This window comes from Novosphingobium aquae (genome assembly GCF_037572715.1).
GTDB lineage: Bacteria > Pseudomonadota > Alphaproteobacteria > Sphingomonadales > Sphingomonadaceae > Novosphingobium > Novosphingobium aquae.
The window spans coordinates 1-24,294 of record NZ_JBBHJY010000010.1 but is presented as its reverse complement, the minus strand read 5'-3'; the positions used below and the strand labels follow the sequence as shown (position 1 = coordinate 24,294).

Below are 24,294 nucleotides of genomic sequence, written 5' to 3'. Positions count from 1 at the left end.
CGATGAACGACGAATTGCTCAATCGAACCTCACAGCCAATGCCTCAGCGCCGCAGCGGCGGTGGACGCATTGCCTTGGCTTCGGCGCTGCTCGCTTTCGTGCTTGGCGCTGGCGGTGTCGGCTATCTCGCATGGGCGGGAATGCTGCCGTGGAAGGCGCAGGGGCCCGATCCGATGCTGGTCCGCCCTCTGGCGCAGCCCGCGCCCTCGGCATCACCCGGAACTGCGCCCGTGCAGGTTCCCGTTGCCGAAGCCGCGATGGCCGTGCGGATCGTCGCGCTTGAACAACGGCTGGCGCAGATTGACCTGCGCGCGCAGGCGGCATCGGGCAATGCCGCCCGCGCCGAAGGCCTGTTGGTCGCCCTGGCGGCGCGGCGTGCGCTCGATAAGGGCGTGCCGCTTGGCTACCTTGAAGACCAGCTGCGCCTGCGTTTCGGCACCCGCCATATGAGTGAGGTGAATGTCGTTGCCCAGGCCGCGAAAAACCCGGTCACGCTCGACAAGCTGCTGGCTGATCTGGAGACGCTGGCCCCCAAACTGTCCGGTGCTCCGGTGCGCGGCGATTTCTGGGCGGCGGCCCGTTCGGAGCTCGGCAGCCTGTTCGTTGTCCGGCATGACGATGCGCCCAGCCCTGCCCCGCAGAACCGCATCGAACGCGCCCGGCTGATGCTGATTTCGGGCAAGGTCAAGGAAGCCGTGGCCGAGGTTCAGGCCCTGCCCGGCGCTGCCGCCGCCCGAGACTGGACCGATGCGGCCAGCCGTTTCGCCACCTCGCGCGCCGCGCTCGACCTGCTGGAAAGCGCGGCCTTGCTCGAAGCGGAAACGCCAAGCGATGCCGCCGGCAAGGCGGCGGTGCAGCCCAGCCCGGTCAATAGCCTCCCGGCGAACTGAACCGGCGCCCGGTCAGCGCAGCTTCACTCGCACCCCGGCCCAGACCGTGCGCGGCACACCAAGATCGATCGAACCGGCCTGATTGCGGGTGACCACTTGCGTACCGGTCAGGTTTTCACCGCGCAGGACGAGTGAGAATCCCTTCGCCAGCGGCAGTTCCACCGTTGCCCCCAGCGTCGTCGCGGCGGCGAGCGAATCCACCTGCAAGTCATCCTCGAACTGCGCGCCGGTGAGGCGCAGCAGCAGCGAGAGCGTCCAGCCGTCCGCCGGTTGCCAGATCGCCGAACCGCTGGCAGAAACCCTAGCGGTTTGCGCCGGGCGCTTGCCGTTGAGGGTGGCGGAAACGCCGCTGGCCTGAACTTCCGCATCGGTCAGCGCCAGTGCGCCGCGCAGCGACAGGGTGCCCAGCTGCGCCCGCGCCGAAGCCTCGATCCCGCGCGCGTGAACTGCATCGACATTGCGCCGCTCACGCAGGTTGGTGCCGATTGTGACATTGGCGATCGCGCCCTCAACCTTGTTGTCGAAGGCGGTCAGGCCGAGCGAAATGCCCGTGGCCGGCTGCCATGTCATGCCGGCTTCGAAGCCCCTGAGGCGCTCATTGGCCAGCGCGGCATTGGCGCGGGTGGTCACCGGGAATACGGTGAAAGGCCGGTAAAGCTCGTTGAGCGTCGGCAGCCGCAGGCCGGTATAGGCCGCAGCGAACAGCGTGGCGTCCTCGCCCAGTTTCAGCGCGGCGCGGGTGCGCCAGCTTGCCTGCCAGCCGGAGCGGTTGACAAAGCGGTTGTCGGTGGTGACGACGCCCGCCGCGCTGGTTTCGCGGAAGAAGCCGCCAGACTGGCTCCAGCGATCAGCCCGCACGCCGCCCGAAAGTGTCAGGTCACCTGACACGATTTCATCGTGCAAGCTGATTGCGAAAACGCTTTGCGCCCCGCCCGCGAGCCGCCGCACCGTGACCAGCCCGGTGACCGCGCTATAGGCCGCCTCCTGCGTCTCGCCCGCGCCGCGCCGCCATGACAGGCCCAGCTTCAGGTCATGCCCGCCGCCCACCGGCGGGCGCAACTCGAGCTTCGCCCCGGTGCCGGTGGCCGGCGTGCCATACTGGTCGAGAGTCTTGCGGAAACTTGTCGAGGAAATGACCACGTTGGAGAAATTGCGTGCCTGCACCCAGGCGAGCGCGTCGACCTTCCAGCGGCCCGAGGCCAGCAGCCGCACCGAGGCATCCTGCCCGGTTGACGACGAATCCGCCCCGGCAAAGCGCAAGGTGCGGTGATCGTCATAGACCAGTCCGCGCAGTTGCAGCTCCACATCGGGCGCGATCGGCGCGGCGGCGCGCAGGGATGTGGACCAGCTTTCATAGGCCGCGCGCACCGATGCCGGCACGCGCTGGCTGACCGGCGTGGTCCAGAAGCCCGGGCCGCGATCCCAGCGCCCCCCAAGTGAGACGCCCCCAGTCCCGAGCCGCGCGGAAACCGTGCCGGAAAGCTCGCTATCGCCGCGATCATCGACCAGCGCGGCGCCGGCCAAGCGCGGAGCCTCGCGCGGGTCTTCGCTTACCAGCTCGATCGTTCCCGCCACCGCGCCTTCGCTGAAAGCCCCCGCACCGCCGCCGTTCCACACGGTGACGCGTCCGAGCCGGTCAGGCGTGAGCGCGCTCAGCGGGACCGAGCCGAAGAAGGGATCGGCCATCGGCACGCCGTCGAGCAGCACGGTTGTGCGGCTTGAGGCATTGCCGCCAAGTGCGCGCAGCGTGATGCCCTGCGCCGTCGGATTGGACGAGCGGCTGTCAGACCGGCGGAATTGCTGGAGCCCGGGTACGGTGGCGAGCAGGTCTTCAAGCCGGCCCGAGAGGGCGAGCGCGGCCTGTTCCCCAGTGCGGACGGCCTGCGGGCGGTCCAGCGATCCGGTCACCACGATGGGTGGTTCTTCGGCAAAGGCGGGGCTGGAGCAGAGTACGGAAAGAAGCAGGGCGCGGCGCATATGGACCCTTTCACATACCCCGCTGCGGTAAGCTATCCCTGAAACATCAGCCACCCGCATCGTCATGCTGAACGTGTTTCAGCATCGATCAGGCCCCGCGCCCCGATCTGGCAAGGGACGCGCAACGGCGCCCTCGCCCTTTCCCACGAAGTGCGGAGAGCGAGGATAAATGGATCCTGAAACGAGTTCAGGAAGACGAAGCTCCAAACTTAGTGAATGGCTACCCCAGCTTCTTTGGCGCGCCCGTCCCCATGAACTTGGCAAGGTTCCAGTGCAGGCTGGGGATCGCGCGTTCGCGGTAAGGGTTGGGCTTGGTGCCCTTGAACCCGCCGCTTTTCATGCCCTGCTGGACGGCGGCCATGTTGTTGAAATCCTGCTGGAGCACGGCGGGCCAATCGTCCGGTTCGATATATTCCCAATCGGTCTCGGGCGCCTCGCCTTCGGCAAAGAGTTCAAACACGGCGGCTTCGAAATAGCACTTGTTCGGATCGTTGCCGTAGGGCCGCGCCATGTAGCAGAGCATGTTGTTGACCGCGTGGCCGATCTGGAAGTTGGGGAAGATCTGCCATGCCGTGCCCGCCTGCGCGGTGTGGCTGCTGGGCACTTCGGGCCAGACGACGCCGCGCTGCGCATCGATCTGCTTGCTGCGGGTGATCCAGTAGCCCAGCACTTCGGCCGGCGGCGTACCTTCGGGCAGTTCGTCGACGAGGGCATTGGCCACATCCACCATGGTCTGCGTGGTGTTGGTGTTCGCCGCTTTCCAGGTGTAGTTCTGCATCTGCGCGGTGGAAATGCGCGCGTCATCGCCGGTGCCGACGCGCAGCTTGCCGGCGTTCTCTTCCATGTCCTTGGGCGCATCATAGCCGATGTTGGAGTGCTTGCCCTGGTTGTGGCCCCAGCCGGGGAAGGAACCGAATTCCATGAATTCCGGGTGAGTCACCGGCACATGATAAGTCTCGTTGAAGGCTTCCAGCGCGACCTTCCAGTTACAGTCGAACACCACGAACTGCCGCCAGCGATAGCGCATGTTATGCAGCTGGTAGGGATCGAGCATGGTGTTGGCTGGCGAGAGGTAGTCTGCCAGCGGCTCGGCATCGGGATCCATGTTGATCCACACCCAGCCGCCCCAGGTATCGCATTTGACCGAACCGAGTCGGATGTCGTCGTCGTTCAGCTTGCCCTGCCAGTGCTCACGCTCAGGCACATGGACGCAAGTACCCTTGCCGTCGAAAGTCCAGCCGTGGAACCCGCAGACGAAGTTCTTGCGGTTGCCGCGCGCATTGCGCCGGCCCTTGGGCGTATCGACCAGACGGCGGCCGCGGTGGGTGCAGACGTTCCAGTGGGCGGAAATCTCGTCCGCCGAATTGCGCACGACGAGGATTGAATCGTCGAGGATGTCGAAGGTGATGAAGTCCCCGACGTTTGGCATGTCTTCCAGCCGCCCGGCCTGCAGCCAGGTCCTGCGCCACAGCCGGTCACGTTCGGCGCGGACATAGTCTTCGGAAATATAGGCCTCGACCCCGATGGTGACCGGCTGTTCGAGTTCATCCGCATTTTCGACAATACCGCTGATATCCGCCACGCTTGGCCTCCCATGAAATCGAACGACGAGGTAACACCAATGGCCGCCCCGGCAAATCGCAGGGGCGGGGAATTGAGGCCGGGAGTGGACTTGGCTGTCCGTTCGCCCAAGATCGCCCGAGCAGAGACACGGGAGACACCCATGAGCAACGAATCGAGCGCCCAGATCGCAGAAGCGCGCAAGGACTGGAAGACCGAGCACATGGAGATGTATATCTCCTCAGGCGGCAGTCAGGGCCATATCATGGACATCACCCCGGTGGGCGGCCCGGTGCTGGGCACCCACTGCATGATCCGCTTCAAGGGCCGCAAGTCCGGCCGGACGCTGATCACCCCGCTTTGCTACACCATGGTTGGCGGCGAAGTGCTGATCTGCGGCTCCAAAGGCGGCGCGGACAGCCATCCCAACTGGTACCTGAACCTTGTTTCCGACCCGCGCGTCGATTTCCAGATCGGCACGCAGGCATGGCAAGGCAAATGGCGCGAGCCGGAGGGCGAGGAGCGCGAATTCGCGTGGAAAGTGCTGATCAGCAACTTCCCGTTCTATGCCGATTACCAGAAGTCGACCGACCGGGTACTGCCGCTGATTCTGATGAACGCGGTTGAGCCGGTCCCGGTGTTCACCACGCCTGAGTGAGAAGAGCGCTTACATCGCCCCTATCGTCACCCTGAACTCGTTTCAGGGTCCATCGCGCCTCTACGCTCAGGTCAATCCTTGGACAAATCAAGGTCACCCTTGCGAGCAATTCGAAGCACCGCGCGCGTGGCCAAATGGATGCTGAAACAGGTTCAGCATGACGAAGCATTTTGAACTTGAGGAATACCCCATGCCCCGCCTGACTTTCGGCTACCTGTTCGATTTCCGCAATCCGCAGCAGTGGCACCGCGACTGGCACGAGCTTTACGAGGAAACCGTCGCGCTCGCCGCCTGGACCGAACAGGCCGGGTTTGACGCAGCGTGGGTGCCCGAACACCATCTGGCGAGCGACAGCTATGTCACCTCGCCGATGATCCTGCTCGCCGCGATAGCCGCGCGCACCTCGCGCATCCGGCTGGGCAGCGCGATCTCGCTGGCACCGCTGTACCATCCGCTGCGCTTTGCCGAGGATTGCGTGGCGCTCGATGCGCTATCCGGCGGCCGGCTGGAGATGGCTCTGGCCATCGGTTACCGGCGGCGGGAATACGAAGCTTTCGGCATCGATTTCACCAGGCGCGGGGCGATTTTCGATGAGTTTCTGGATGTCGCCACACGGCTGTGGGCGGGCGAGACGGTGGACTTCGCCGGCAAACACTTCACCCTGAAAGGCGCCAAACTGATGCCGCCCGCCCCGCGCGGCCGCATCCCGCTGCACATCGGCGGCTTTGCACCCAAGGCGCTGGAACGTGTGGCGAAATATGCCGACGGCTATTTCGGCGACGTCGGCGCGGTGGCGCCCTATGTCGAGAAGTTGAAAGAAGCCGGCAAGGACCCGGCCAGCGCCCGCGCGCTCGCCACCTGTCTGTTCATGGTCGTGGCCGAGGACAAGACGGCGGCGATGGACGAACTCGCGCCCTATTATCACCACGTCAACAACACCTATGCCGGGTTCATGGCTGAGGACAAGGCGATCGGCATGGATGATGCCGCGCTGGCCGCCATGGACCTCGATGCCTTCAAGTCGAGCGGCATCCTTGAGATCATGACGCCCGACGAAGCGATCGCGCGGTTCAAGGCGATGCAGGCCAAGACCCCCGCACTCGAACACCTGATGTTCATGCGCCCGCCGGGGCTGCCGGTGGAGCGGTTCAAATATTACGCGGGCTTGGTGGCAGACAAGGTGATGCCGGCGTTTGGGTAAGACGTTCGCGCGCTCGAGCCTTCGCCTTCCCACACCACATTCGTCATCCCCGCGAAGGCGGGGATGACGGAACTGAACCTGAAGTCGCCGAGTTAAGCCCGCAGCAACCTTGGCAAATCGCCCGACATCCCGCGCGCTTCTTCCATGAAGAACTTCTTCAGCGGCGAAATACGCTGCACCGCGCCCATGCCCAGCCGCCGGATGGCCGAGGGCAGGCGCCCGGGCACACCGAACAGGCGCGTCAGCGAGTCGGTGGCCGCCATGACCATCGTGGCATCGACCGAGCGCCAGCGCTCATAGCGCGCCAGCACCTGCGCGTCGCCGGGTTCCAGCCCCAGCCGCATGCCATCAGCGATCACCTCGACCAGCGCGCCGACATCGCGCAGACCAAGGTTCAGGCCCTGTCCGGCAATCGGGTGCATCCCGTGCGCGGCATCGCCGATCAGCGCGAGGCGCTTGTCCACGAGGTGGCGCGAATGGTGGAAGTTGAGCGGCCACGACATGCGGGGTGCGGCCAGTTCGAGCGTGCCGAGGATTTCCCCGACCCGCTCCTGCACTTCGGCAAGGAAGGCGCGGTCGGAAAGCCCGGTCCAGGCAGCCGCGTCCTTTTCCGCCACAGTCCAGACCAGCGCCGAACGGTGACGCCCATCCTGATCGAGCAGCGGCAGCAGGGCGAACGGCCCGGCGGGGTAGAAAATCTCCCACGCCACGCCTTCGTGGCTGCGCTCGTGATAGAGCGCCGTCACCATCGCCCGGTGCTTGTAATCCCACTTGGCGAGGCTGAAGCCGGCCTCGTCGCGGGTGGGCGACTGGCGGCCCTCGGCAGCGACGAGGAGGTTGCCGCAGAGCACCTGCCCGTCCTTCAAGGTCACGCTGACACCGTGTTCGCCGCGGGTCCGATCCTGCACCGTGGCGGCGGTGTGCCAAATCAGCAGCGGCTCCTGCTTGGCCGCTTCATAGAGCGCCATGCGGATATCGCGGTTGGCGAACATGCGGCCCAGCGTGCCTTCATCGGCATTGGGACGGAAATCGATGCGGCCGGGCTTCATCCCGTCTGTAACGGCAATACCCTCAATCGGGCAGCCGAGCGGTTCGAGCCGGTCGGCCAGCCCGATATTGTCGAACAGGTTCCAGCTCGCGGTCGAAATGGCCGAGGCGCGGCCATCGACGCCTTCGGCGGTCAGTTCCGCCTCGCTCGCGCGGTCGACGACATGGCTGGAGATGCCTTCCTTCGCCGCAGCCAGTGCCAGCGTCATGCCGACAAGGCCGCCACCCAGGATGACGAGATCGCGTGGATCGTTCACTGACATGTGTTTCCCTCCGCGCCGTCGAGATCAAGACAGCGCCCGTCGAAGCTGCCGTCGGGCACCTTCAGTTTGAGCAGCGCGGCAAGCGTCGGCGCAATGTCGACGGTTTCAACCGGCGCGGGCTGTTCGAAGCCGTTCATCCCCTTGCGCCAGAACATCAGCGGCACGCGGCGGTCATAGTCCCATGGACTGCCGTGGGTGGCGGTATAGCCCTTGGCCGGGCTGGCAATCGGCGCGACAGCGCGGTCGAGCAGCACGACGACATCGCCCGACCGTCCGGGATCGAAGCTGGCACGTGCCCGGTCGCGCAGAGTCCAGTCTTGCGGGTTACCGCTGGGGGTCGGCGTCGCGGAAAGCTCGCCGGCAGCAAAGGCAGCGGCGACCTGCGGATGGGCGCGCAGCTTTGCCACCAGCGCATCGAGCGCCAGGCCTCTTTGCGCCGGAGTCAGCGCGCGGCTGAGGTACATGTCACCGAACGGACCATCGCCATAGACCAGCGGCTCGATGCCGGTGATGCCAAGCTGCGCGGCAATTGCCTTGCCCAGCGCGGACGGCGACAGCGCCGGGTCGACCCGCACCGCGCGCGGCAGGGCCTGCTGGTCAAGCCGTTCGACGGCATCGACCCCGCCGTGGTCGGCAGTCAGCATCACGGCATAGTCGACTTTCGACTTGTCGAGCCTGGCAAAGAACGCGCCCATGGCGCGATCGAGCTGGTCGAGCTGGATGCACATTTCCACGCCTTCGTTGCCCACGGCATGGCCGACATAGTCGGTCGCCGACAGGCTGACGGAGAGCACGTCGGGCGCATTCCCCCGGCCCAGCTTCATGTCGTCAAACAGGCGGCTGGCGAGCGCGAAGGTCGCGGCATCGAGCCTCGGGCTGCGGCTGAAGGCGACCGAATCCTTCGCCGGTGCGGGGAAGCGTCCTGTGCCAATTGCGTCCTTGCCCACTGTCACGGCCCGGTCACGCGGAGCGCACCATGCGGGTGCGGCAAAGGCCTTGCCTCCACGCGCGATCATCTTGGCAATTGCGCCGTTTTCCGCGACGGCGGCAGGCGAAAGAGCAGTGCCCCTGAACGAGGTGAAGCCCGCGCCCTTCCACCAGTAGCCTTCGTCGATCTGGTGGCCGCCCATCATCATGACGGCGCGGTCCTTGCCCGAAACGGCGACATTGCGGCTGCCCGGCCACTGGCGCTTCATCCATTCGCCCAGCGTCGGCACCTTGAGGAAACGCGGCGAGACCACCGGATTGTTCGCGCTCGATTCCGGATCGGTGACGTCTTCGGAGCAATAGACCCGCTTGTCGGCGCGGGTCAGCGACAGGTCGAACCAGTTGTTGGCGATGATGCCGTTGCGCGCCGGGCGCACGCCAGTGAGCAGGGTGGAATGGCCGGGGCAGGTCTCGGTCGCGGCATGGCCCTGATAGGCCGAGGGGAACACCGCGCCGTCCTGAAGCCGCTTGAGACCGCCGGTAAAGTGGCGGCGGTACTGCGAGAACAGGTCGGCGCTCAGCTGATCGACCGACAGGGCAATGATCAGGCGGGGCGGATTCGCCGGGGCCTGCGCCTCTTCCTTGGCGAACACGGGGGCGGCGATCAGGGCAGATGCGGCGGTAAGAAATGCGGTCAGGGCGCGGCGGCGCATGGGTGTTCCTTGAACTGGAGCGACAAAAGCGGCAGGAGCCTTGAATGGAACCCCGGCGCTTTTCGCGCAAGGGCTGTTGGACGAAAGATCAACGCTGCCGATGCCGCATTATCGCCGATCAATGACGCTGCTGTGGCAGGCACTGGCCTTGCTATGCGCGATCATAGTCCAGCCCGCTTTCGCCAAGCCCACCAACATCCGTGCCCAGCTGGTGGCAGAGAAGGCTGCCATGCCGGGCGAGAGCGTGACGCTGGCCTTCGTGATGAAGCCCGCGAAGGGCTGGCACGGCTATTGGCAGAACCCGGGCGATGCGGGGCAAGGGATGCGCACCCGCTGGTTTGTCGGCGATGCCCAGGTGAAGGCCGGCGCGCTTCGCTATCCCACGCCCGAAACACTGCTGATCTCGGGCCTGATGAACCACGTCTACGAGCACGATTATGCCGTGCTGGCCGATTTTACCGTGCCGAAGGATGCTCGCCCGGGCATGGTTCTGCCGCTGAAGGTTCAGGCCGAGTGGCTCGCCTGCACCGACCAGATCTGCGTGCCCGAAGAGGCCGAGCTTACCACGCAGGTCACAGTGGGGAGCGGCAAGGCTGACCCGCGTTTCGATGTTTGGCGCGCCGCCCTGCCCGCGCCGCTGGGGGCGCAGGCAAAGTTCCAGCTTGCAGGCGATACGATCCGGCTGGGCATCCCGATGCCGGCCAGCGTCGCGCTGGACAAGCCGCACATGTTCGCCGCCGAGGACCACGTGGTCGACTATGCCGCCCCGCAGGCCTTTGCCCGCAGTGGCGACTGGCTGCTGGTAACTCTGAAGCGCCCGAAGATCGCCGCCATCGACCCCGCCCAATTTGGCGCGGTGTTGCGGCTGAACGGTGCGGGCGATGGGGTGGAACTGTCCGCCATCCCCGGTGCGGTGCCAACCGGAGGCACGCCATTGAAAGGCGATGCCGCCGCCGATCTGTCGCTTCCAATGCTGCTGCTCGCCGCGCTGGCGGGCGGGCTCTTGCTCAACATCATGCCCTGCGTCTTCCCGATCCTCAGCCTGAAAGCCCTTAGCCTCGCCCGCGCGGGTGAGAGCGAGGCAGAGGCGCGGCGTGAGGGGGTGGCCTATACCGCCGGCGTGGTGCTTGCTTGCGCGCTGCTAGGGGCGCTGCTGCTCGCCCTGCGCGCGGCGGGTCAGGAAGTCGGCTGGGCCTTCCAGTTGCAGGAACCGGGCGTGGTCGTCGTGCTGCTGCTGCTGGCCACGGCGATCACTGCCAATCTTGCCGGACTGTTCGAATTTGCCGTCCCCGGTTTCGCTCGCGCAGGCTCGCCGCAGGGCGCTTTCGCCACCGGAATGCTCGCGGCATTCGTCGCCACCCCCTGCACCGGGCCGTTCATGGCCGCCGCAATGGGCGCGGCGCTGCTGCTGCCGGTGACCGAGGGCATGGCGCTGTTCGTCGCGCTGGGGCTGGGGCTGGCGTTGCCGTTCCTCGCGGTCGCTTACATCCCTGCTCTGCGCCGCCTGCTGCCCAGGCCTGGCAAGTGGATGGTCTGGTTCAAGAAGCTGATGGCCGTGCCGATGGCGCTGACCGCGTTGGCGCTGCTGTGGCTGTGCTGGCGGCTGGGGGGCGACTGGTTCGCCGGGCTGACCGCGTTCCTTGCAGTCGCTTTCGTCATCGCGCTGGCCGCAACCGGTAAGCGGCAACGCGCGGGCAAGTCGGCTGGCTGGGTGCTGGCCGTGATTGTCGTGCTGATCGCTCTAGTTGGCGCGGAAAAGCTGCCCAAGCTGTTCGCGCCGCCGGCTGCCGGGATTGAATCGATCCTCGATACCAAGCCCTTCTCCGAAGACGCGCTCGCCAAGGCCCGCGCTTCGGGCAGACCGGTGTTCCTCTACTTCACCGCCGACTGGTGCCTGACCTGCAAGGTCAACGAAAAAGCTGCCATCGAGCGTGCGGAGACCAAGGCTGCGTTCGAGAAGGCCGGCGTGCAGGTGCTGGTCGGCGACTGGACCCGCCGCGACCCGGCGATAACGCGGTTTCTGACGGCGCAGGGGGCAGCGGGCGTTCCGCTCTATTTGTGGTACGTTCCGGGGAAGGATGCCGAGCAATTGCCGCAGGTGCTGAGTGCGGGGTTGCTGGCGGGGAAGGCACAGCAATAAACAAACTCGTCATCCTGAAACGAGTTCAGGATGACGATTGGATAAGTCGGGTATTGCGGTCCGAATAGGTCTCGTCGATGGCCTCGAAGCGCAGCGGTTCGCTGCCCGCGCGCATGTCGGCGAGTTCCGCCTCGGCCATGCCCATCGCGGCGGCGAGTTCCGCGCTGGTGGGATCGCGGCCCAGTTGACCGCGCAGTTCGGTTTCTTTTTCGCGCAGGTTACCAGCGAGGCGATCCGCATCGCCATCGAGGCTTTGCTGATCAATTGACGCCGGGTCGTTCCGGCCGGGACCGGACAGAGGCAGGGATGCAGCCGAACCCTTTCCTTGCCCGCAATGCCCGTTCCGGCCGGGGCACCACGCGCCATCGCAGTCGCGTGACGCGCAGGAGCCGGGTGCCGGTTATGCGGCCTTGGTTGCAAGCTGCCAGCGGTCCCGGATCAAGTCCGGGACGAGGCATGGGCGCCGGAGTTCAATCCAGTCCCAATTCCGCCTTCAGTTCCGCATTGTGCTCGCCAAGACGAGGCGCGGGGCCGCGCACTTTGCCCGGGCTGGCGCCAAACCACGTCGGCACGCCGGGATAGGTCAGCGTGCCGTAATCGCTCTCGATCGGCTCGAAAAAGCCGACGGCATCGAGGTGCGGATTGTCGAACAGTTCGTCGGTCGTGCGCAGCGGTGATGCCGGGATGCTCAACTCGCGCAGCAGGTCGAGCCATTCCTGCGTGGTGCGCGTCAGAAACGTCTCGCCCAGCAGGCCGTAGACCCGCCCGATCTGCTTCGCGCGCAGTTCCAGCGTGGCGAATTCCGGCGCGTTCCATTCCGGCTTCACCCGCTCGACAAAGGCGTTCCAGTGGCGGTCGTTGTAGACCATCGCCGCGATATGCCCGTCCTTGGTCTTGTAGGGCCGCCGGTTGCGCTCCACCGCGCGGTGATAATGCGCGGGGCCAAGCGGCGGATTGAACAGTTTGCCATTGGCATGTTCGACCAGCATGAATGATGCCATCGCCTCGAACATCGTGACTTCAACCTCTTGCCCCTCCCCCGTGCGTTCACGATGGAACAGCGCCATCATCGTCGCATAGAGCGCGTGGAGCCCCGCCACCTTGTCAGCCATGATCGTGCCGACAAAGCCCGGTTCGCCGTTGAGCAGGTTCTGGACATGGGTGATGCCGCATTCGGCCTGGATCGTATCGTCATAGGCCGGCTCGTCCGCCTGCGGGCCGCGCCGTGAATAGCCGTAGCAGTTGACGTAAACGACATCGGGCCGGATCGCCTTGACCGCCGCATAATCGAACCCCAGCCGGGCGATCGCCTTGCCGCGCATCGAATGGATGAACACGTCCGCCGTCGCCACCAGCCGCCGCAGGACTTCCTTGTCGGCCTCGTCGCGCAGGTTGAGCATCAGGCTGCGTTTGCCGCGATTGACGTTGACGTGGATGCCGCCCATCCCGGCTTCCGGACCGGCGGAAATCCAGCGGGTATTGTCCCCCTCCGGCCCTTCGATCTTGATCACGTCGGCGCCCATGTCTGCCATGATCTGCGTGGCATAGGGTCCGAAGACGACGCTGGTCAGGTCGACGATGCGAATGCCCGCCAGGGGGCCCGGCTTTTCCGAAATTTGGCTCATGATGTTCCTGCGGTTAGGCGAAAGCGCGGCGCAAATCCATTCGCCGGGCCGATATGCAGCGTCAGGGCAGTTGTCGCCCCGGTGCAGCGCTGCTAGCCGCCCTAGTCATTGACCCGCACGCCCAACGATGGAGCCGCGCCTTGGATTTTACTTTCACCGAAGACCAGCAGACGATCCGCGACGCCGTGCTGCAGCACTGCTCGCAATTCGGCGACGATTACTGGCTGGATCATGACCGTTCGGGCGAATTCCCCGAAGACTTCTACGCCGCCATGGCCGAAGCCGGCTGGCTGGGCGTTGCCATGCCCGAAAGCTGCGGCGGATCTGGCCTTGGCATCCTTGAGGCCTGCATCATGATGCAGGCCGTGGCCGAAAGCGGCGGCGGGATGAGCGCAGCCTCGGCCATCCACGGCCCCGTCTTCGGACTGGAGCCGGTGATCCTGCATGGCACCGAGGAACAGAAGCAGCGCATGATTCCCCCGGTCATCGCCGGCAAGGACAAGATGTGCTTCGCCGTGACCGAACCGAACACCGGGCTCGACACCACCAGCCTCAAGACCCGCGCCGAAAAGGTCGACGGCGGCTACCGCGTCAATGGCGAGAAGATCTGGATCACGAACGCCCACGTGGCCGACAAGATGCTGATCATCGCCCGCACCACCGCGCTGGAAGACGTCAAGAAGAAGTCCGAAGGCCTGACCCTGTTCTACACCACGCTCGATCGTTCAAAGATCGAGACGCGGATCATCCCGAAGATGGGCCGCCACGCGGTGGGATCGAACATGGTGTTCATCACCGACCTGTTCATTCCCGAGGAAGACCGCATCGGCGCCGAGGGGCAGGGCTTCAAGATCCTGCTCGGCGGGCTCAACCCGGAACGCTGCCTGCTCGGCGCGGAAGCCACGGGCCTTGGCCGCGTGGCCATCCAGCGCGCATCGAAGTTCGCGCAGGAGCGCATCGTCTTTGGCCGGCCCATCGGCCAGAACCAGGGCATCCAGCACCCGCTCGCCAAGGCGCAGATGCAGGTCGAAGCGGCGACACTGATGGTGTGGAAGGCCGCTGCGATGTTCGACAAGGGGCTCGATTGCGGGGTGGAGGCGAACACCGCCAAGTACCTAGCCGCCGAGGCCGGGTTCGAGGCGTGCCAGACCGCGATGATGTCGATGGGCGGCATGGGCTATGCCCAGGAATACCACGTCGAGCGCTACCTGCGCGAAGTGCTGATCCCGCGCATCGCCCCGGTCAGCCAGCATCAGATCATGAACTACATCGCCGAGCGCGTGCTCGAACTGCCGAAGTCCTATTGATACGCAAGCCTCCTCCCCCTTGATGGGGGAGGGATACGAAGGCTTGGCGGAATGTCCGCCTGGCCGCAGTTGGGTGGGGGTGAGTTTGCCCGAGGCGACGCGCCCGGCGGGTAGCGTACCCCCTTCCAGCTCCGACTAGGCAGCACAGCTGCCAAGTCTCCACATCCTTCCCCCATCAAGGGGGAAGTGTAGAGGAAGAATCGAATGCACCACGCCCCCGCCACCGCCCGTTCCTGGCTCTTCGCCCCCGGCGATAGCGAGAAAAAGATGACCAAGGCGATGGAAGGCACCGCCGACATCGTGCTCATCGATCTTGAGGATGCGGTCGCGCCGGAGAGCAAGGCCGCCGCCCGGCCGATGGTGCATGATTTCATCAAGGCCAACCCCGAGCAGCGACACCGCCTGTGGGTGCGGATCAATCCGTTCGATGGCCCTTACACCCTGGCTGACCTTGCGGCGATCATGCCCGCCCATCCCGGCGGCATCATGCTGCCCAAGGTCTATGGCCGGCAGGATGTGGAAAAGCTCGATCACTGCCTCTCCGCGCTCGAAGTGGCGAACGGTATCGAGGAGGGCTCGACCCCGGTGATCGTGCTGATCACCGAGACGGCGGAGGCCATGTTCCACACCGGCGACTACAAGGGCGCCCCGCGCGTCGTGGCGCTAACCTGGGGGGCGGAGGACCTTGCCGACTCGATCGGTGCGCAGTCCAACAAGGACGAGAGCGGCGCCTATACCTTCACCTACGAGCTCGCCCGCAGCATGACCGTGCTGGGCGCAGCGACCGCCGGGGTCACCGCGATCGAAACAATCAGCGCCGACTTCCGCGACCTTGAAGCCCTGCGCCAGCGTGCTACCCGCGTGCGCCGTGACGGCTTCAAGGGCATGATGGCGATCCACCCGGCGCAGGTCGACGTGATCAACGAGGCCTTCACCCCCAGCGAGCAGGAAATTTCCGAGGCGCAGGAAATCGTCGACATTTTCGCCGCCAACCCCGGCGTCGGCGCGATCGGCTTCAAGGGCGCGATGCTCGACCGGCCCTACCTCAGCCGCGCGCAGCAGTTGCTGCGGCAGGTGGGGAAGCTGTGAGGGGCTTTGCTTCCACCAATCAGATTCGTGATGCTGAACTCGTTTCGGCATCCATTTTGCCTTGGGCACGGGTCCGTGTCTTGTCGAAGCAACGGCGCAAGTATGCCTCTCTCGATAGCTCCGGACGCGAGGCACGATGGACCCTGAACCAAGTTCAGGGTGACGAGGGATGGAATGCCGGGGAAGCTGGCCTGTGACGATCCAAATCACCCCCGAAACCCTCGACCTCAGCCAGCATCTTCGCCCCGGCGACCACATCGTCTTGGGCCAAGCCTGCGGTGAACCGACCACGCTGGTCAAGGCGCTGATCAAGCAGGGCGCGGCAATCGGCGGCCTATCCGCCTTCATCGCCACCAGCTTTTCCGGGCTGTTCACGCCCGACAGCGCCGCAAGCTTCCGCCTGTCATCGATGGGCGCGATCGGCGCGTTGCGATCGATGACCAGGGCAAACGCGCTCGACGTGATCCCCGTCCATGTCAGCCAGGTCGCACCGCTGATCGCCGCCGGGATCATGCCCTGCGACGTGGCGATGATCCAGGTCAGCCCCGCCGACGCCGATGGCAACCATTCCTGCGGCCTGATCAGCGACTACGTCCGCGCGGCAGTCGACAAGGCGCGGGTGGTCATCGCCGAGGTCAACGAGGCCGTACCCTACACCTTTGGCGAGACGATCCCGGCCTCGGCCATCAACGTGTTCGTCCACACCGATGCCGCCCCGGTCGAAGTCGCGCCTGCGAAGATTTCCGAGACCGACGAGGCCATTGCCCGCCACTGCGCCGCATTCATCGGCGATGGCTCGGTGATCCAGACCGGCGTAGGTGCGGTGCCCGATGCGATCCTGCGCCAGCTCCATGACCGCAAAGACCTCGGCGTCCATTCGGGCATGCTGGGTGACGGGCTGGTCGACCTGATCGAGGCCGGCGTGGTCACCAATGCCCGCAAGGAAATCGATCCCGGCGTGACAATCAACGGCGCACTGATCGGCACGAAGCGGCTTTACGATTTCTGCCATCGCAACGCGTCGGTTCGCATGACGGCGACGAGTTACACTCACGATGCTGGCGTTCTGGGCCGCCTCTCACGCCTCGTCACGATCAACTCCGCTCTCGAGGTTGACCTTTCCGGACAGGTCAATGCCGAGGGCACCGGCGCCGCCTACATGGGCGGCACTGGCGGGCAGGTCGATTTCGTCCGCGCCGGCGCACGGTCGCCCGGCGGGGCATCGCTGATGGTCCTCGCCGCGAGCGCCAAGGGCGGGACGATCAGCAAGATCGTGCCTGCGCTCGGCGGCCCGGTCACCACGGCGCGCAGCGAAGTCGATGTGGTCGTCACCGAATTTGGCGCAGCGCAGCTCAAGGGCCAGTCGCTCGCCGAACGGGCGCGGCGTCTGACGGCAATCGCCCATCCCGATTTTCGCGAAGAGCTGGACCGCCACGCCTTCGACATTGCCAAGCGGGGTTTCTGATCATGCCAGAGTCCAACAATTCCGCCGTCCTTTACGCCATCGCCGAACCGGGCATCGCGGTGATCACCATCAACCGCCCGGACCAGCGCAACTGCCTCTCCGCCGAAGTTCGCGATGGCCTGCGCGCCGCCTGGGAGCGGTTCGAGGCGGATGACGGTGCGCGGATCGGGATCCTGACCGGCTCGGGCGAAAAAGCGTTCTGCGCCGGCGGCGACCTCAAGGAGATGGTCGAGAAGCAATTGAAAGTGCCGCCGCGCGACATGTTCCCGGTGCCTTACGAGAATATGCGCCTGTCCAAGCCGACCATCGCGGCGGTGAACGGCGTGGCCTTTGCCGGCGGGTGGATGATCGCGCAAGCCTGCGACCTGTGCGTTGCATCGACCGCCGCGAAGTTCGCCATCACCGAGGTCAAGGTCGGCCGTGGCAGCCCTTGGGCGGCGCCGCTGATCCACATGATCCCGCAGCGCATCTACATGGAGATCGTGCTGACCGGCAAGCCGATCAGCGCGCAAAGAGCTTACGAGATCGGCCTCGTCAACCGGCTGGCCGAGCCAGAGGCGCTGATGGACTGCGCGCTGGAGCTGGCGCGAGAAGTGATCGAAGGCGCGCCGCTGTCAGTCGAGGCTGCCCGCAACACGGTCATGCTGGCCACCGAGATGGGCCGCGCCGATGCGCTCGAGGCTGCCTATGGCGCGCACGAAAAGTGCTACAATTCGCACGACGCGCAGGAAGGCCCACGCGCCTTTTCGGAGAAGCGCAAGCCGGTGTGGCGCGGCCAATAGGGTCTGGACGCCCCCTCCAAGTTTGCTAACATAGTGACGAACAGGAGAGGGCTTCATGACGATCAATCGCCGCAACCTTATGGGCGGAGCCGCCGCGCTCGCCGCCGGGGCCGTTGCCAGCCCCGCGCTTGGCAAGGTCAAACCTTTCAGCCCCCAATTCGGCCCGCGTTCGCGCGTGGTCTATGTCAACGATCTTGCCGGGGACATCGACGGCCTGTTCGCCACGGCACACATTGCGCTTTCCCAAACCTCGCAGCTGCGCACGATTGTCGGCTCGGGCTTCATGGGCCCGCACGAAAGCGCCGATAACGCCACGAAATTGGGCCGTGAGATGATGGGGCTGATGGGTCTCAAGGTGCCCATTGTGGCAGGAAGCTCCAAGGCCATCGGCAAAGACAAGGTCCCCCAGCCTTCGCCCGGTGTTCAGGCAATCATCGACGAGGCCATGCGGACAGACACCGCACTTCCGCTCTATGTCGCGGTTGGCGGCGGCCTGACCGAAGTGGCCAGCGCCATAATGATCGAACCAAGGATCGCCGACCGCATGACCCTGATCTGGATCGGCGGCGGGTCCATGCCGGACGGTGCCCCGCGAGAGGCCAACTTCAACATCGATCCTGATGCGGCCCGCTTCATTTTCAACGAAGCCAAGGTGCCGATGTGGACGATCCCGCAGGCTGTCTATTCGATGTGCATCGTCTCCGCCACCGAACTGCAGGCCCGGGTCGCGCCTCACGGCAAGATCGGCAAATGGCTTTACGAGAAGCTGGTCAACGCGTCGGCTGACATGTCGCGCAACCTGCCAGCCGGTATCAGCTTCAAATTCAACACAGGCGAAACCTGGATCCTTGGCGACAGCCCGCTCGTTGTGCTCACCTCGCTCACTGACTGGGTGCCCAATTTCGACTTCAAGACGCGTTCCGTAAGCTGGGACAGGACGAGCGCGGGCCATTACGACGAGGTGCCGTGTCCTGTGATGAACGCGGACGGCAGCTTCACGCCGCGCAGCGACGGCCGCAAGGTGCGCATCTACAAGGACATCGACACCCGGCTGATGTTCGGCGATTTCTTCGCCAAGCTGGAGCTCAATTACCCGGCGCGGTGAGGACCACAATTGGGCTCGTCATCCCGGCGAAGGTTAGCAGAGCCGGAGACGGTCCTTACCCTTCCGCGCCGCTGGCCATGCCGAACGAATAAACCAGATGATCAACGTGACCGTGAAGGCCGAAGATCTGCGGGTCGGTCTTGTCGCGGATCTGGCCGACCTTCGCGTCAACATCGTCAACCGTCCATGCGGGCTGGTAAGCGCCCTTTGTCTCGGCGATGTACATTTCAGTCATGCGGCCGGCGACGGCGGCGTAGATCTCGCCCGAGACCGAGCAATTCTCGTGCGCTAGCCAGCCGACCATCGGCGCGACCAGTTCCGGCCCCATCGGCGGATATTGTGACGTGTCGAGCCCGTCGGCCATGCGCGTGACGGCGGCGGGCACGATGACGTTTGACTTGACGTTGAATTCCTCACCTTCAAGCGCGATCACATTGTTGAGGCCGATCATCCCCGACTTGGCCATGGCGTAATTGACGCAAGCCTTGTTGCCATAGACCCCGCCGATCGAGCTGGTCAGCACCATGCGGCCATAGCCTGCATCGCACATCGGGCCCATTGCCGCGCGGACCACGTGGAACGCGCCCTTGAGGTGGACGTCGAGCACGGCGTTCAGGTCCTCGTCGGACAATTCGCGGATCGTGCCGTAGCGGACGTTGCCGGCGTTGTGGATCAGCACGTCGATCCGGCCCCAGGTATCGAGCGCCGACTGAATGATGGCGCGGCCGCCTTCTGGCGTGGCGACGGAATCGGTGTTGGCAATTGCCTCTCCCCCGGCGGCGCGGATGGCGTCGACCACGTCCTGCGCCGGGTTCTCGTCCGAACCCTCTCCGCGGATGACCGAGCCATTGTCATTGACCACGACCTTGCAGCCGAGCGATCCCAGCAATTGCGCATAGGCCCGGCCAAGACCGCGCCCGCCCCCGGTGATTACCGCCACGCGGCCGTCGAAACGCAGTGCCATTCCATCCTCCATCCAATGCCGCCGTGCTGCCGCAGAACCCCGCCCGGTGCCAGCGCGCGCCGTATACTATCGCCTGAGCGACCTACGCCTTGACCGCGCGGCTGCAGAATTCCCAAAGTTCGTCAGCCAGCGCCAGACGCCGGGCGCGATTGGGAATCCCTGTTTCCTCGGCCAGCAGTTCGGTGTGCACCGTGGTGGAGACGAGGTTGTAGACCAGCAACGCCATGCGGTCGGCATCGCCGTTGCGAACCGATCCATCGGCCATGCCTTCGGCGAGGTACCCGGCCATGGCGGCGAGCAACGGGCGCAGCGCCTCGGCCAGTTCGCCGGGATGGCTCTCCGCCAGTCGCATATGCTCGCGGCTGAGCGCCGCGCCGCGCAGGTCGCGCCCGCCTTCGGGCGTCTCGTCGACCCCGTAACGGCCGAGCACGATCGAGGTCACTACGAAGTGCAGCCGTTCGAGCGGGGTCGCGCGGTCGCTCGCCCAGTCACCCAGCTGGCTCGCGGCGGCATGCAGCGTCTGGGCAAAAACCGCGAGAACCAGATCGTCCTTGCCTGCGAAGTTGTCATAGAAAGCGCGGCGGGCGAGACCGGTGCGGGCGAGCACCGCGCGGATGGTCAGGCCTTCCAGCCCCTCCTCTGCCAAGAGATCATAGGCCGCCGCGACAAGCTGCTGCGCGCGCTGGTCCGAGGTTGCATTGCGGCGCGCATCAGGCGCGGCTGGCGCGAGTTCGATTGACTTTGGCACGGTGCTCGGCTACCTAATTGAGAACGCCGTTCTCATGTGCGGCCATTCTCCGGGAGAGTCAAGTCGATGCCTAACGTCACTTACATCGAATCGAACGGCGCCAGCCATGTCATCGACGTGCCGCTCGGCGAAAACGTGATGCGCGGCGCGCTGTACAACAATGTCGACGGGATCGTTGGCGAATGCGGCGGCGGCCTCTCCTGCGCGACCTGCCATTGCTATGTTGACGATGCCTGGGCCGACAAGGTGGGCACGCCGACGAGCCAGGACGAGGTCGACCTGCTCGAAGGCGTCAGCGCCGAGCGCAAGCCGACCAGCCGCCTGTCGTGCCAGATCGTCATGGATGCCAGCCTCGACGGGCTGGTGGTTCACCTGCCTGAATCACAGTACTGAAGCGCGGAGAGACACCATGCCTATCGACGCCGCAAACCCCGTTCCGCCCACTTATCCGCGCCGCTTCGGCATGGATCAGGTGCCCGCGCACGTTTCACCCGACCTGATCCGTTCGGTCGGCATCACCTATGCGCCCGAATTCCTGGCCAACCCGCAGCAATTCTTCATCGACCTGCAGACCAAGCAGCCGCCGCTGTTCTATGAAGTCGGCATGATGGGCAATTCGTGGCAGGCGACCAAGCACGCCGATGCCCTGCACATCCTGCGCCATCCCGAGATCTTCTCAAACGAGGGCGCGACCCCCTTTCCGCGCGATCCCAACGATTACTTCTACTTCATCCCGCAGGAAATCGATCCGCCGGAACACCGCAAGTACCGCAACATTGTCGATCCGGTGTTCAGCCCCCAGGGCGTGCTCAAGCTCGAAGGCAAGATCCGCAAGCTGGCCAACGACCTGATCGACCAGTTCATCGATGACGGAAAAGTCGAATTCACCGAGGCCTTCGGGCGCCCGTTGCCGGTCATGGTGTTTCTCGACATCATGGGCCTGCCGCAATCGATGCGCGACACTTTCGTCGAATGGGCGATGGACCTGCTCCATTCGAACAGCCGCGAGATCATGGGCGAGGCGATGGCCAAGATCACCGCCTATCTGAAGAGCGCGATTGCCGACAAGAAGGCCAATCCCGACGACGGCGTGGTCAGCCTGATCGCCCATGCCGAGATCGACGGCCGCCCGCTTTCAGACAAGGAAGTGTTCGGCTTCGTCTGCTTCCTGTTCATTGGCGGGCTGGATACGGTCTTCGCCACGCTCAACAACATCTGGCTCTACCTTGCGCGCAACCCACAGATCGTCGAGGAAATGAAAGCCGATCCGGAAAACATCAACGCGCAGGTCGAAGAACTGCTGCGCCTGTGGTCGGTCACCTTCTCGGGCCGCGTTCTCATCCAGGACACCGAACTGCGCGGCGTGCAGCTCAAGAAGGATGACCGGATCACCTGCATCCTGCCGTCATGCAACTTCGACCCAGAAGTGTTCCCGAACCCAACCGAGTGCAATTTCCACCGCCCGCGCAAGACCGTGCTGGCCTTCACCGTCGGCGCGCACTCCTGCATGGGCGCGCACCTTGCCCGGCTGGAAATCAAGATCGCGCTGCAGGAATGGCTGAAGCGCATCCCCACCTTCTCGGTCGGGCCGGACTTCAAGGCCGAATACCGGCCGGGCGGCGTTGTCGGGCCCGAAGAAGTTCCGCTCACCTGGTAATCAGCCATCACCCGGGCGGCTTGCATGGCGGGCCGCCCGTGGCATCCTTCCCCCTGCAAAGGGGAGGCACATGATCAAGACAGACCGGCGCGAGGTGATCGGCGGGGCGGTTTGCGCCGCGCTGGCCGCAGGGTTACCCCTTCCCTCAATGGCTGGAGAGGCGCGCATGACCACACCGATCAACCCCGATATCCTGCATTACCTGTCGGGCCTCCACGGCGCGGTCGATAACCTCAAGGACACCTGGCACCCGGAAGACCCGGCCTATCGTGCGGACCTCTATCGCCAGACGATGACCAGCCTGTCTTATGCCTATTTCATGTATTTCCACGCCGATGCCGAACACCCGGACTGGGCGCCGTTGTGGAACCCGGTCTACACGCTGCAGCCCAACCCCGACGATATCTATGTTCAGTCACCGATCCGCGGCGACCTGACCTACCGCGTCTCGGGTAATCGCGGCACCTGCAAGATCCTGTCGTTCACCACGCAGGCCGCGCTTTCGGGCACGGTCGACCAGATGCCGGTGCCCAACGGCCATAACGAGCTCGATACCAACGATATCGGCATCGGGCTGGGCGAGGATTTCGAGATTATCTTCAGCCAGAAGCGCCCGGAAGGCTACACCGGCCACTGGGCGCCGCTGCACCCGGCGGCACGCGGCATGTATTTGCGGTACCGCATGTACGACTGGGCGAACGAGCGCGATCCGCAGCTTTCTATCGAATGCCTCGATCAGGTAGCTCCCAAGCCGCGCCTGACCCCGCAGCAGATCCTTGATCGCATCGAGCAGATGGCCAGGTTCCCGGCTCGCAAGACCAAGCTCTACAACGCCATGCAGAACGCGGTGAAGCAAAGCGTGGGCTTCAACGTGTTCCAGCCGGTGCGCTATCCCGGCGCGCTGGTGAAGCAGGTCTACTGGCCCGCCTGCTTCCAGTTCGACGCCGACGAAGCGCTGATCATCGAGACCGAGATTCCGAAGCGCGCGCCGTACTGGAACGTCCAGCTCAACGATCCGATGTTCAATGCGCTGGAATATGTCTACCGCCTGAGCAGCACGAATGGCGCGATGGCCCGGCTGTCCAGCGACGGCAGATACCGCGCGGTGATTGCGCTTGAGGACCCCGGCGTGCCCAATTGGCTCGACCCGGCGGGCTATACCGAGGGCGGGATCTATGGCCGCTGGTACGACTGCGACAGCGAACCCACCCCCACGATCAAGCGGGTCAAGCTGAAGGACCTGCGCGCAAACCTCCCCGCCGATACGCCGGTGGTGACGGCCGAGGAACGCCGGGAAGAACTCGCGCGGCGCGTGCGCGCCTGCCAGCGGCGGCGGCGGTGGTGAATTAGGGTCAGGACCCATTAAATTGCTTGCATGATGCGTTGGGGGTTGATTCAATGGCGGTACCGGGAGGTGCTGCTTGTGGATGACCTGTTTATGTTGAGCGAGGCGCAGATGCGCCGGATTGCCCCGTATTTCCCGCTGTCGCACGGTATTCCGCGGGTTGATGACCGGCTGATTGTGTCGGCGATCATCTTTGTCATCAAGAGCGGCCTGCGGTGGCGCGATGCACCGCGCACTTACGGGCCGCACAAGACGATCTACAACCGGTTCATCCGCTGGAGCCGCCTGGGCGTGTTCAACCGCATCTTTGTCGAACTGGCGGGACAGGCCGGAGAGCTTGACCGGATCATGATCGACGCCACGCATCTGAAGGCGCACCGGACGGCGGCAAGCCTCTTAAAAGGGGGGCTCTTCCCAGATGTATCGGGCGCACCAAAGGCGGCTTGAACTCAAAGCTGCATGCAGTCTGCGACGGTGAAGGCCGCCCCATCGTGATGATGCTCACCGAGGGCCAGATGAGCGACCACAAGGGCGCTGTTCTGCTGTTCGATGCCCTGCCACGCGCCAAGGAACTGCTGGGCGACAAAGGCTATGACAGTGACTGGTTCCGTGCCGCGCTGTCAGCGCGCGGTATCACCCCTTGCATCCCGCCAAAATCCAACCGCAAGGTGCAATATCACTATGACAAAGCGGTCTACAAGAAGCGCCACTTGGTCGAGAACCTGTTCGCCAAAATCAAAGACTGGCGGCGCATCCACACCCGCTATGACCGCTGCGCCCACACCTTCATGTCCGCCATCTGCATCGCCGCAACCGTCATCTTCTGGCTCA

At 64.9% G+C, this 24,294-nt stretch carries 21 protein-coding genes; 14 read left to right on the top strand and 7 right to left on the bottom strand.

Annotated features, from left to right (window positions below; translation table 11 throughout):
• Nucleotides 1-2 precede the first annotated feature (2 nt).
• Nucleotides 3-890, top strand: a complete 888-nt coding sequence (locus WG900_RS17085; protein ID WP_339969065.1) for a hypothetical protein — start codon at nucleotides 3-5, stop codon at nucleotides 888-890.
• 12 nt (nucleotides 891-902) lie between these two features.
• On the opposite strand, the gene WG900_RS17080 is transcribed toward WG900_RS17085, so the two are convergent.
• Both WG900_RS17080 and WG900_RS17075 read right to left on the bottom strand, forming a co-directional pair.
• Nucleotides 903-2,867, bottom strand: coding sequence for a TonB-dependent receptor (locus tag WG900_RS17080; RefSeq protein WP_339969063.1), 1,965 nt, complete (start codon nucleotides 2,865-2,867; stop codon nucleotides 903-905).
• Between the two features lie 220 nt (nucleotides 2,868-3,087).
• On the bottom strand, nucleotides 3,088-4,449 hold the full coding sequence (locus WG900_RS17075) for an aromatic ring-hydroxylating oxygenase subunit alpha (protein WP_339969061.1): 1,362 nt from the start codon (nucleotides 4,447-4,449) through the stop codon (nucleotides 3,088-3,090).
• Between the two features lie 141 nt (nucleotides 4,450-4,590).
• Between WG900_RS17075 and WG900_RS17070 the strand changes: the two genes are divergently transcribed.
• Together WG900_RS17070 and WG900_RS17065 are read left to right on the top strand one after the other, a co-directional pair.
• Complete coding sequence (locus tag WG900_RS17070) at nucleotides 4,591-5,085, top strand: nitroreductase/quinone reductase family protein (protein WP_339969059.1); 495 nt, start codon at nucleotides 4,591-4,593, stop codon at nucleotides 5,083-5,085.
• A 157-nt stretch (nucleotides 5,086-5,242) separates the two neighbouring features.
• Entirely contained in the window at nucleotides 5,243-6,286 is a 1,044-nt protein-coding gene (locus tag WG900_RS17065) for an LLM class flavin-dependent oxidoreductase (RefSeq protein WP_339969057.1), read from the top strand.
• A 92-nt stretch (nucleotides 6,287-6,378) separates the two neighbouring features.
• Here WG900_RS17065 and WG900_RS17060 read toward each other — a convergent pair whose 3' ends face one another.
• Both WG900_RS17060 and WG900_RS17055 read right to left on the bottom strand, forming a co-directional pair.
• A complete protein-coding gene (locus tag WG900_RS17060) occupies nucleotides 6,379-7,596 on the bottom strand; it encodes a UbiH/UbiF/VisC/COQ6 family ubiquinone biosynthesis hydroxylase (RefSeq protein WP_339969055.1) in 1,218 nt (405 codons plus the stop codon).
• On the bottom strand, nucleotides 7,587-9,236 hold the full coding sequence (locus WG900_RS17055; protein ID WP_339969053.1) for an alkaline phosphatase family protein: 1,650 nt from the start codon (nucleotides 9,234-9,236) through the stop codon (nucleotides 7,587-7,589). Before WG900_RS17055 ends, WG900_RS17060 begins: the two co-directional genes overlap by 10 nt.
• A gap of 76 nt (nucleotides 9,237-9,312) precedes the next feature.
• Between WG900_RS17055 and WG900_RS17050 the strand changes: the two genes are divergently transcribed.
• Both WG900_RS17050 and WG900_RS17045 read left to right on the top strand, forming a co-directional pair.
• Nucleotides 9,313-11,376, top strand: a complete 2,064-nt coding sequence (locus WG900_RS17050) for a protein-disulfide reductase DsbD family protein (protein WP_339969051.1) — start codon at nucleotides 9,313-9,315, stop codon at nucleotides 11,374-11,376.
• Between the two features lie 37 nt (nucleotides 11,377-11,413).
• Entirely contained in the window at nucleotides 11,414-11,644 is a 231-nt protein-coding gene (locus tag WG900_RS17045; RefSeq protein ID WP_339969049.1) for a hypothetical protein, read from the top strand.
• A gap of 202 nt (nucleotides 11,645-11,846) precedes the next feature.
• Here the strand turns inward: WG900_RS17045 and WG900_RS17040 are convergent, their stop codons facing one another.
• A complete protein-coding gene (locus tag WG900_RS17040) occupies nucleotides 11,847-13,001 on the bottom strand; it encodes a CaiB/BaiF CoA transferase family protein (protein ID WP_339969048.1) in 1,155 nt (384 codons plus the stop codon).
• Between the two features lie 140 nt (nucleotides 13,002-13,141).
• On the opposite strand from WG900_RS17040, the gene WG900_RS17035 reads away from it, so the two are divergent.
• From WG900_RS17035 to WG900_RS17015, 5 genes are all read left to right on the top strand, one after another.
• On the top strand, nucleotides 13,142-14,308 hold the full coding sequence (locus WG900_RS17035) for an acyl-CoA dehydrogenase family protein (RefSeq protein ID WP_339969046.1): 1,167 nt from the start codon (nucleotides 13,142-13,144) through the stop codon (nucleotides 14,306-14,308).
• 204 nt (nucleotides 14,309-14,512) lie between these two features.
• On the top strand, nucleotides 14,513-15,397 hold the full coding sequence (locus tag WG900_RS17030) for an HpcH/HpaI aldolase/citrate lyase family protein (RefSeq protein ID WP_339969044.1): 885 nt from the start codon (nucleotides 14,513-14,515) through the stop codon (nucleotides 15,395-15,397).
• 193 nt (nucleotides 15,398-15,590) lie between these two features.
• On the top strand, nucleotides 15,591-16,862 hold the full coding sequence (locus tag WG900_RS17025) for an acetyl-CoA hydrolase/transferase family protein (RefSeq protein WP_339969042.1): 1,272 nt from the start codon (nucleotides 15,591-15,593) through the stop codon (nucleotides 16,860-16,862).
• A gap of 2 nt (nucleotides 16,863-16,864) precedes the next feature.
• A complete protein-coding gene (locus WG900_RS17020) occupies nucleotides 16,865-17,644 on the top strand; it encodes an enoyl-CoA hydratase/isomerase family protein (RefSeq protein WP_339969040.1) in 780 nt (259 codons plus the stop codon).
• A 55-nt stretch (nucleotides 17,645-17,699) separates the two neighbouring features.
• Nucleotides 17,700-18,749 (top strand): nucleoside hydrolase, encoded by a 1,050-nt coding sequence (locus WG900_RS17015; protein ID WP_339969038.1) that lies wholly within the window; start codon nucleotides 17,700-17,702, stop codon nucleotides 18,747-18,749.
• A gap of 55 nt (nucleotides 18,750-18,804) precedes the next feature.
• Here the strand turns inward: WG900_RS17015 and WG900_RS17010 are convergent, their stop codons facing one another.
• The gene (locus WG900_RS17010; protein WP_339969036.1) at nucleotides 18,805-19,713 is read right to left on the bottom strand and encodes an SDR family NAD(P)-dependent oxidoreductase; all 909 of its coding nucleotides are present in this window, start codon (nucleotides 19,711-19,713) and stop codon (nucleotides 18,805-18,807) included.
• An 82-nt stretch (nucleotides 19,714-19,795) separates the two neighbouring features.
• A complete protein-coding gene (locus WG900_RS17005) occupies nucleotides 19,796-20,461 on the bottom strand; it encodes a TetR/AcrR family transcriptional regulator (RefSeq protein WP_339969035.1) in 666 nt (221 codons plus the stop codon).
• 66 nt (nucleotides 20,462-20,527) lie between these two features.
• On the opposite strand from WG900_RS17005, the gene WG900_RS17000 reads away from it, so the two are divergent.
• The 4 genes from WG900_RS17000 to WG900_RS16985 all read left to right on the top strand — a co-directional run.
• Entirely contained in the window at nucleotides 20,528-20,854 is a 327-nt protein-coding gene (locus tag WG900_RS17000; RefSeq protein WP_339969033.1) for a 2Fe-2S iron-sulfur cluster-binding protein, read from the top strand.
• A gap of 16 nt (nucleotides 20,855-20,870) precedes the next feature.
• Entirely contained in the window at nucleotides 20,871-22,118 is a 1,248-nt protein-coding gene (locus WG900_RS16995; protein WP_339969031.1) for a cytochrome P450, read from the top strand.
• Between the two features lie 166 nt (nucleotides 22,119-22,284).
• Nucleotides 22,285-23,463 (top strand): hypothetical protein, encoded by a 1,179-nt coding sequence (locus WG900_RS16990; RefSeq protein WP_339969389.1) that lies wholly within the window; start codon nucleotides 22,285-22,287, stop codon nucleotides 23,461-23,463.
• A 78-nt stretch (nucleotides 23,464-23,541) separates the two neighbouring features.
• Nucleotides 23,542-24,294, top strand: a protein-coding gene (locus WG900_RS16985) for an IS5 family transposase (RefSeq protein ID WP_339969029.1) whose coding sequence is annotated in 2 segments (ribosomal slippage) — nucleotides 23,542-23,860 and nucleotides 23,860-24,294 — 754 coding nt annotated over the 2 segments. Because the reading frame shifts where the segments join, the coding sequence is not laid out codon by codon here. This gene is flagged as partial in the annotation.

Coding starts and splice junctions, on each gene's coding strand:
- WG900_RS17030 (WP_339969044.1), top strand. CDS start 14,513: ATGCACCACGCCCCCGCCACCGCCCGTTCCTGGCTCTTCGCCCCCGGC.
- WG900_RS16995 (WP_339969031.1), top strand. CDS start 20,871: ATGCCTATCGACGCCGCAAACCCCGTTCCGCCCACTTATCCGCGCCGC.
- WG900_RS17070 (WP_339969059.1), top strand. CDS start 4,591: ATGAGCAACGAATCGAGCGCCCAGATCGCAGAAGCGCGCAAGGACTGG.
- WG900_RS17055 (WP_339969053.1), bottom strand. CDS start 9,236: ATGCGCCGCCGCGCCCTGACCGCATTTCTTACCGCCGCATCTGCCCTG.
- WG900_RS17060 (WP_339969055.1), bottom strand. CDS start 7,596: ATGTCAGTGAACGATCCACGCGATCTCGTCATCCTGGGTGGCGGCCTT.
- WG900_RS17085 (WP_339969065.1), top strand. CDS start 3: ATGAACGACGAATTGCTCAATCGAACCTCACAGCCAATGCCTCAGCGC.
- WG900_RS17015 (WP_339969038.1), top strand. CDS start 17,700: ATGACGATCAATCGCCGCAACCTTATGGGCGGAGCCGCCGCGCTCGCC.
- WG900_RS17080 (WP_339969063.1), bottom strand. CDS start 2,867: ATGCGCCGCGCCCTGCTTCTTTCCGTACTCTGCTCCAGCCCCGCCTTT.
- WG900_RS17000 (WP_339969033.1), top strand. CDS start 20,528: ATGCCTAACGTCACTTACATCGAATCGAACGGCGCCAGCCATGTCATC.
- WG900_RS17065 (WP_339969057.1), top strand. CDS start 5,243: ATGACGAAGCATTTTGAACTTGAGGAATACCCCATGCCCCGCCTGACT.
- WG900_RS17020 (WP_339969040.1), top strand. CDS start 16,865: ATGCCAGAGTCCAACAATTCCGCCGTCCTTTACGCCATCGCCGAACCG.
- WG900_RS16990 (WP_339969389.1), top strand. CDS start 22,285: ATGACCACACCGATCAACCCCGATATCCTGCATTACCTGTCGGGCCTC.
- WG900_RS17040 (WP_339969048.1), bottom strand. CDS start 13,001: ATGAGCCAAATTTCGGAAAAGCCGGGCCCCCTGGCGGGCATTCGCATC.
- WG900_RS17010 (WP_339969036.1), bottom strand. CDS start 19,713: ATGGCACTGCGTTTCGACGGCCGCGTGGCGGTAATCACCGGGGGCGGG.